The organism is Bradyrhizobium sp. (assembly GCF_049798375.1).
Classification (GTDB): Bacteria; Pseudomonadota; Alphaproteobacteria; order Rhizobiales; family Xanthobacteraceae; genus Bradyrhizobium.
This window is the reverse complement of the sequence record NZ_JBARGP010000613.1, coordinates 1-5,544: the sequence shown is the minus strand read 5'-3', so window position 1 is coordinate 5,544 and position 5,544 is coordinate 1. Positions and strand designations below refer to the sequence as shown.

Sequence of the window (5,544 nt, the reverse complement as noted above, 5' to 3'; positions counted from 1 at the left end):
GATCGGGCTGGCGGAGAATGACAAGCGCTACGGCAAGCAGGGCCCGTATTTGATCGATGCCGGCATCTCGTCGTCCTATCACATCGCGAAATTCTTCGGCGTGACCGACTGGATCCGGCAGCCCAAGCCGGTGGTGGAATCGCCGAGCGCCAGGCTGATCCCGCTGGTGTCCCCGATCTCCTCGGTGCTGCCGAGCCTCAGCCGAATCTTGCGGCCGAAAGCATCCGAGACCAAGGCAGCGGAGCCGGCGACGATCGAGCCGAAGCCTGCTGATTCCAAATCGGCCGAGCCGAAGCGCGAGACGCGGCGCGCGTCGGTCGACGTCGCCGCGGTGATCGACCGCGCCCTGCAGGCCGCAGGCCTTAAGAAATAACCACTGAAGGCGTAGCACGCCGCTTCGGAATCACATCTCGCCGGTGAGAAACGGATTGGTCATCCGCTCCTGGCCGAAGCTCGAGCCCGCGCCGTGGCCGCAGATGAAACCGACATCGTCGCCGAGCGGCAGCAGCTTGTCCTTGATCGAGGCGATCAGCGTGGCATGGCTGCCGCCGGGCAGGTCGGTGCGGCCGACCGAGCCGTTGAACAGGACGTCGCCGACATGGGCGAAGCGCATCTCCTTGTTGAAGAACACCACGCTGCCCGGCGAGTGACCGGGGCAGTGAAAGATGTCGAAGCTGAGCTCGCCGATCTCGACCCGGTCGCCTTCATCGAGCCAGCGATCCGGCGCGAAATTGCGTACGCCGGTGAGGCCGAACCGCGCGCCGCTCTCGACCACGTTGTCCAGCAGGAATTTGTCGGCGAGATGCGGGCCCTCGATCGGCACGCCGAGCGCCTCGCGCAGCTCGGCCGCACCGCCGACGTGATCGATATGGCCGTGCGTGAGCCAGATCTTCTCGACCGTGACGCCGGACTTGGCAATGGCGTCGGCAATGACCGGCACGTCGCCGCCGGGGTCGAACACCACCGCCTTCCTGGTGGCCTCGCACCACAGGATGGTGCAGTTCTGCTCGAATGGCGTCACCGGCACGATGATCGCGCCGGCCTTCGGCTTGGTGTCGTCTCGTTGGGTCATGCAGTCAAGCATGCCGATTTTCGCGCCTGCGCCAAGTAAAAAAGCGGGGTGATGCTGGCGCTGCAGGGCGTTGCGATGAAAAATGCCTCTGAACTTGCGGCCGGTTCCGGCGTTGGACGGCGGAACGTTCTCGAGCAGGATAGTCGTTCCGATGAATACGAGCGAAAGCTGGTGGCGCGACGGCATCTTCTATCAGATCTATCCGCGCTCGTTCCAGGACAGCGATGGCGACGGGGTCGGCGACCTCACCGGCATCCTGCACCGGCTGCCTTATCTGCTGACGCTCGGCGTCGACGCGATCTGGCTGTCGCCGATCTTCGCCTCGCCGATGGCCGATTTCGGCTACGACATCTCCGACTACACCGGTATCGATCCGCTGTTCGGGACGATGGAGGATTTCGACGCGCTGGTGAAAGCCGCGCATGGCAGCGGGCTCAAACTGATTCTTGACCTCGTGCCCAACCACACCTCCGACCAGCATCCGTGGTTTCTGGAGGCGAAGCGCTCGCGCACCGATCCGAAGCGCGACTGGTACATCTGGCGCGATGGCAGGCCGGATGGCGGCCCGCCCAACAACTGGCTGTCCGAGTTCGGTGGCAGCGCCTGGCAGTATGACGAGACATCAGGCCAGTACTACTACCACGCCTTCCTGGCGCAGCAGCCGGACCTGAACTGGCGCAATCCGGCGGTGCGTGCCGCCATGTACGACCTGATGCGGTTCTGGCTGCGCAAGGGCGTCAACGGCTTCCGCGTCGACGTGCTCTGGCACCTGGTCAAGGACGCCCAGTTTCGCGACAACCCGCCCAACCCCGGCTACATCGAGGGACGCCCGCCGAACGAGCGCGTGCTGACGCGCTATTCGGCTGACCAGCCCGAAGTGCACGAGGTGGTGGCGGAGATGCGGCGCGTGATGGATGAGTTCGGCGACCGCGTGCTGATCGGCGAGATCTATCTGCCCTATGAGCGGCTGATGAGCTATTACGGCAAGGATCTGTCGGGCGCGCATCTGCCGTTCAACTTCGCGCTGCTGTCGGCGCCCTGGCATGCCCGCGATATCGAAGCGATCATTGCGGACTACGAGAAGGCGCTGCCTTCGGGCGCATGGCCGAACTGGGTGCTCGGTAATCACGATCGGCCGCGGGTGGCGAGCCGCGTCGGCCCGGCGCAGGCGCGGGTCGCCGCGATGCTGCTGCTGACCTTGCGCGGCACGCCGACGCTGTATTACGGCGATGAGATCGGCATGCAGCAGGTGCCGATCGCGCCCGACCAGGTGCGCGATCCCTTCGAGAAGAATGTGCCCGGCATTGGCGTCGGCCGCGACGGCTGCCGCACGCCGATGCAGTGGAACGCGAACGCCAATGCCGGCTTCTCCGCCGCGGTGCCATGGCTGCCGGTGGCTGATGATTTCACCCATGAGAACGTCGTCAACCTCACAGCCGATCGACGCTCGATCCTCAATCTTTACCGCGCGCTGATCGCGTTGCGAAAGAGCCATGCGGTGCTGGTCAGCGGCAGCTATCGGGCGATCGCTGCACAAGGCGACGTGCTGATGTATCGGCGCGAGGGCGCGGGTGAAGGCCAAGGTGAAGGCGAGGTGCTCACGATCGCACTCAATCTCGGCGAGGAGCCGGTGGCGCTATCGACACAGGGCCACGGTCTCGATGGCGCGATCCTGCTGTCGACCCATCTCGACCGCGCAGGCGAACGCATCCATGGCACGCTCGACCTGCGTGGCAACGAAGGCGTGGTGATCGGAAAGGGCGGCGTAGCCCCATAGCTTCGGGAACTTCAGTATCGGCTGTGTTTTACGGTGTCGTCCCGGGCCAGCGCGCAGCGCGCGGACCCGGGACCCATACTCCGCGGCCATCGTTCGTGGCAGCATGATCATTGCCAGCCTTCGCAACAGGGAAGCCGGTGGCTATGGGTCCCGGCGTTCACCGGGACGACTCTGAGTATGAAGCCGCCGCCGCGCTAACAACTCGCTCCGGACGTGCCGTGAGCTCACCCGGGATGCGCCTTGTTGCGCTTGCGCTTCGCCGTCCCCGCGTCGGTGTCGATATCGCTGCGCCGGAGCAGGTAATCGAGGCCGCCGACGCGGTACCAGCGATAGCCGTAGGGCTCGATCACCAGCGTGTGGCGGCCGCGTGCGTCGGCATGGCTGTGATCCTCTGCAAGCAGGTTAATCAGCAGCTTGCCGGCCTCGCCTTCCACCCCGGCCGAGAACGCGATCTCGCGCGGCTTCTCATCGAGGTTGTGCACGAACAGCACCGAATTGTTGCGCCAGTCGTAGCGCAGGATCAGGATCGCCGGATCCTTGATCGCGATCACCTGGAAATCGCCCCAGCCGACCTCCGGCACTTCCTTGCGCATGCGGATGATGCGCTCGGTCCAGTTCAGCATCGATTCGGGATCGCGGCGCTGCTTGGCGGCGTTGACGTGGTCGTAGCCATAGGGGCCGTCGCTGATCACCGGCAGCGGCGGCTTGCCGCCATTTGTGAAGCCGGCCTGCGGCTCGGTCGACCATTGCATCGGCGTGCGCGCGCAGTTGCGCTCCGGCAACTGGAGATTATCGCCCATGCCGATCTCGTCGCCATAGCGGATCACCGGCGTGCCGGGCAGCGTGAACATCAGGCTGTAGGCGAGCTCGAGCCGCCGCCGGTCGCCGCCGAGCATCGGCGTCAGCCTGCGCCGGATGCCGCGATCGTAGAGCTGCATGCTTTTGTCAGGGCCGAATGCGTTGAACACCGCCTCGCGCTGCGGCTTCGTCAGCCGCCCGAGATCGAGCTCGTCGTGATTGCGCAGGAACAGGCCCCATTGCGCGGAAGCCGGCCGCGGCTTGGTGGCCTTCAGCGCTTTAGCCAGCGGACGGGTGTCGGCAGAGGCGAGCGCATAGAACAGATGCTGGTTGACTTGGAAATTGAACATCATGTGCACGCGGTCGCCGTCGTCGCCGAAATATTCCAGGTCGGATTCCGGCAGCACGTTGGCCTCGGCGAGGATGATGGCGTCGCCTTCGCGCCATTGCAGGAATTCGCGAAACATCCGCAGCATGTCGTATTGCTCGACCGGCTTCTTCACCTTGGCGCCCTTGGTTGCGATCACGAAGGGAACGGCATCCATGCGGAAGCCGGAGACGCCGAGCTGGATCCAGAAGCCCATGATCTTCAGGATCTCGGCCTGCACCAGCGGATTCGAGGTGTTGAGGTCGGGTTGGAAGTCATAGAATCGGTGGAAGTACCAGGCGCGCGCCTCCTTGTCGTGTGACCAGGTCGATTTCTGCACGCCCGGAAACACCATGCCCTTGTCGGCATTGGCGGGCTTCTTGTCGGCCCAGACATACCAGTCCCGATAGAGCGAATCGGGTGAGCTGCGGGCGTCCTTGAACCAGGGATGCTGATCGGAGGTGTGGTTGACGACGAGATCGATGATGACACGGATGCCGCGCTGCTTGCAGCCATGGGTGAACTCGACGAAATCGCCGAGCGTGCCGTAGCGCGGATCGACGCCGTAATAATCGGCGACGTCGTAGCCGTCGTCCTTGCCCGGCGAAGGCTGGAAGGGCATCAGCCAGATCGCGGTGATGCCGAGCCCGTGCAGATAATCCAGCCGTCGCGTCAGCCCCTTGAAATCGCCGATGCCGTCGCCGTCGGCGTCCATATAGGTGCCGACGGAGAGGCAATAGATGATGCCGTTCTTGTACCAGAGGTCGTCGATCATGAACGGCTGCCTCCTTGCGCCTCTCGGATGTCGCGCGGCCGGTTGTTAAGTGGCTTGCGCCGACCCGGTTCCCGGTTCCGTCGCTGACGCGCGCGGGCGCTTGGGAGTCCGGCGGAATCGGCTATGATGCCAGTCCCATGGAATCGTCAGCCGCCAAGGTCAGCCTTGTCCCGCCGTCCGATCGCCGCCAGTCGGAGACTGCGCTGGCGGTCGCGCGCGGCACCTCGCGGCTGCTGCGCGCGCTCGGCTTCGCCACGGTCAGCGAATTGCCGCTACCGTCGGGACGGCGCGCCGATCTCGTTGCCCTGAACGAGCGCAGCGAGATTTGGATCGTCGAGATCAAGTCGTCATTGGAGGATTTGCGCGCCGATCACAAATGGGAGGACTACCGCGCCCATTGCGACCGACTGTTCTTTGCGTTCACGCAGGACCTGCCGTGCGAGATCTTTCCAAAGGACACCGGCCTGATCGTCGCCGATGCCTATGGCGCGCATCTGCACTGCGAGGCGCCGGAGCACAAATTGCCGGCCCCGACCCGCAAGCTGATGACGGTGCGCTTCGCACTCGCAGCGGCCCAGCGCATGAATCGGCTGCTCGACCCGCAGGGGCATGAATTGTAGGTCGGACAGTAGATGGGGTAACGGGCCGACCGGAGCGAGCCGCACGCTCGCTACGGCGCTGTCGATGAGCGCGCTCGCGTGCTCGATTGGCAGCGGGGCGGTCGTCCCTCAGAATGATGGTGTTAACCGGAGTCG

At 64.7% G+C, this 5,544-nt stretch carries 4 protein-coding genes and 1 pseudogene; 3 read left to right on the top strand and 2 right to left on the bottom strand.

Features of this window, described 5'->3' with window-relative positions; all coding sequences use genetic code 11:
* A pseudogene (locus tag WA702_RS24465) lies at window positions 1–373 on the top strand (PHB depolymerase family esterase); the annotation flags it as partial.
* Between the two features lie 30 nt (window positions 374–403).
* Here the strand turns inward: WA702_RS24465 and WA702_RS24460 are convergent.
* On the bottom strand, window positions 404–1,072 hold the full coding sequence (locus WA702_RS24460) for an MBL fold metallo-hydrolase (protein ID WP_425113125.1): 669 nt from the start codon (window positions 1,070–1,072) through the stop codon (window positions 404–406).
* 151 nt (window positions 1,073–1,223) lie between these two features.
* Here WA702_RS24460 and WA702_RS24455 point away from each other — a divergent pair, with 151 nt between their 5' ends.
* Window positions 1,224–2,849: an alpha-amylase family glycosyl hydrolase gene (locus WA702_RS24455; protein WP_425113124.1), complete on the top strand. Its 1,626-nt coding sequence runs from the start codon at window positions 1,224–1,226 to the stop codon at window positions 2,847–2,849.
* Between the two features lie 224 nt (window positions 2,850–3,073).
* On the opposite strand, the gene WA702_RS24450 is transcribed toward WA702_RS24455, so the two are convergent.
* Window positions 3,074–4,789, bottom strand: coding sequence for an alpha-amylase family protein (locus tag WA702_RS24450; RefSeq protein ID WP_425113123.1), 1,716 nt, complete (start codon window positions 4,787–4,789; stop codon window positions 3,074–3,076).
* Window positions 4,790–4,926: 137 nt separating this feature from the next.
* On the opposite strand from WA702_RS24450, the gene WA702_RS24445 reads away from it, so the two are divergent.
* Window positions 4,927–5,409, top strand: a complete 483-nt coding sequence (locus WA702_RS24445; protein ID WP_425113122.1) for an MmcB family DNA repair protein — start codon at window positions 4,927–4,929, stop codon at window positions 5,407–5,409.
* The last annotated feature ends 135 nt before the right edge of the window (window positions 5,410–5,544 follow it).

Coding starts and splice junctions, on each gene's coding strand:
- WA702_RS24450 (WP_425113123.1), bottom strand. CDS start 4,789: ATGATCGACGACCTCTGGTACAAGAACGGCATCATCTATTGCCTCTCC.
- WA702_RS24455 (WP_425113124.1), top strand. CDS start 1,224: ATGAATACGAGCGAAAGCTGGTGGCGCGACGGCATCTTCTATCAGATC.
- WA702_RS24460 (WP_425113125.1), bottom strand. CDS start 1,072: ATGACCCAACGAGACGACACCAAGCCGAAGGCCGGCGCGATCATCGTG.
- WA702_RS24445 (WP_425113122.1), top strand. CDS start 4,927: ATGGAATCGTCAGCCGCCAAGGTCAGCCTTGTCCCGCCGTCCGATCGC.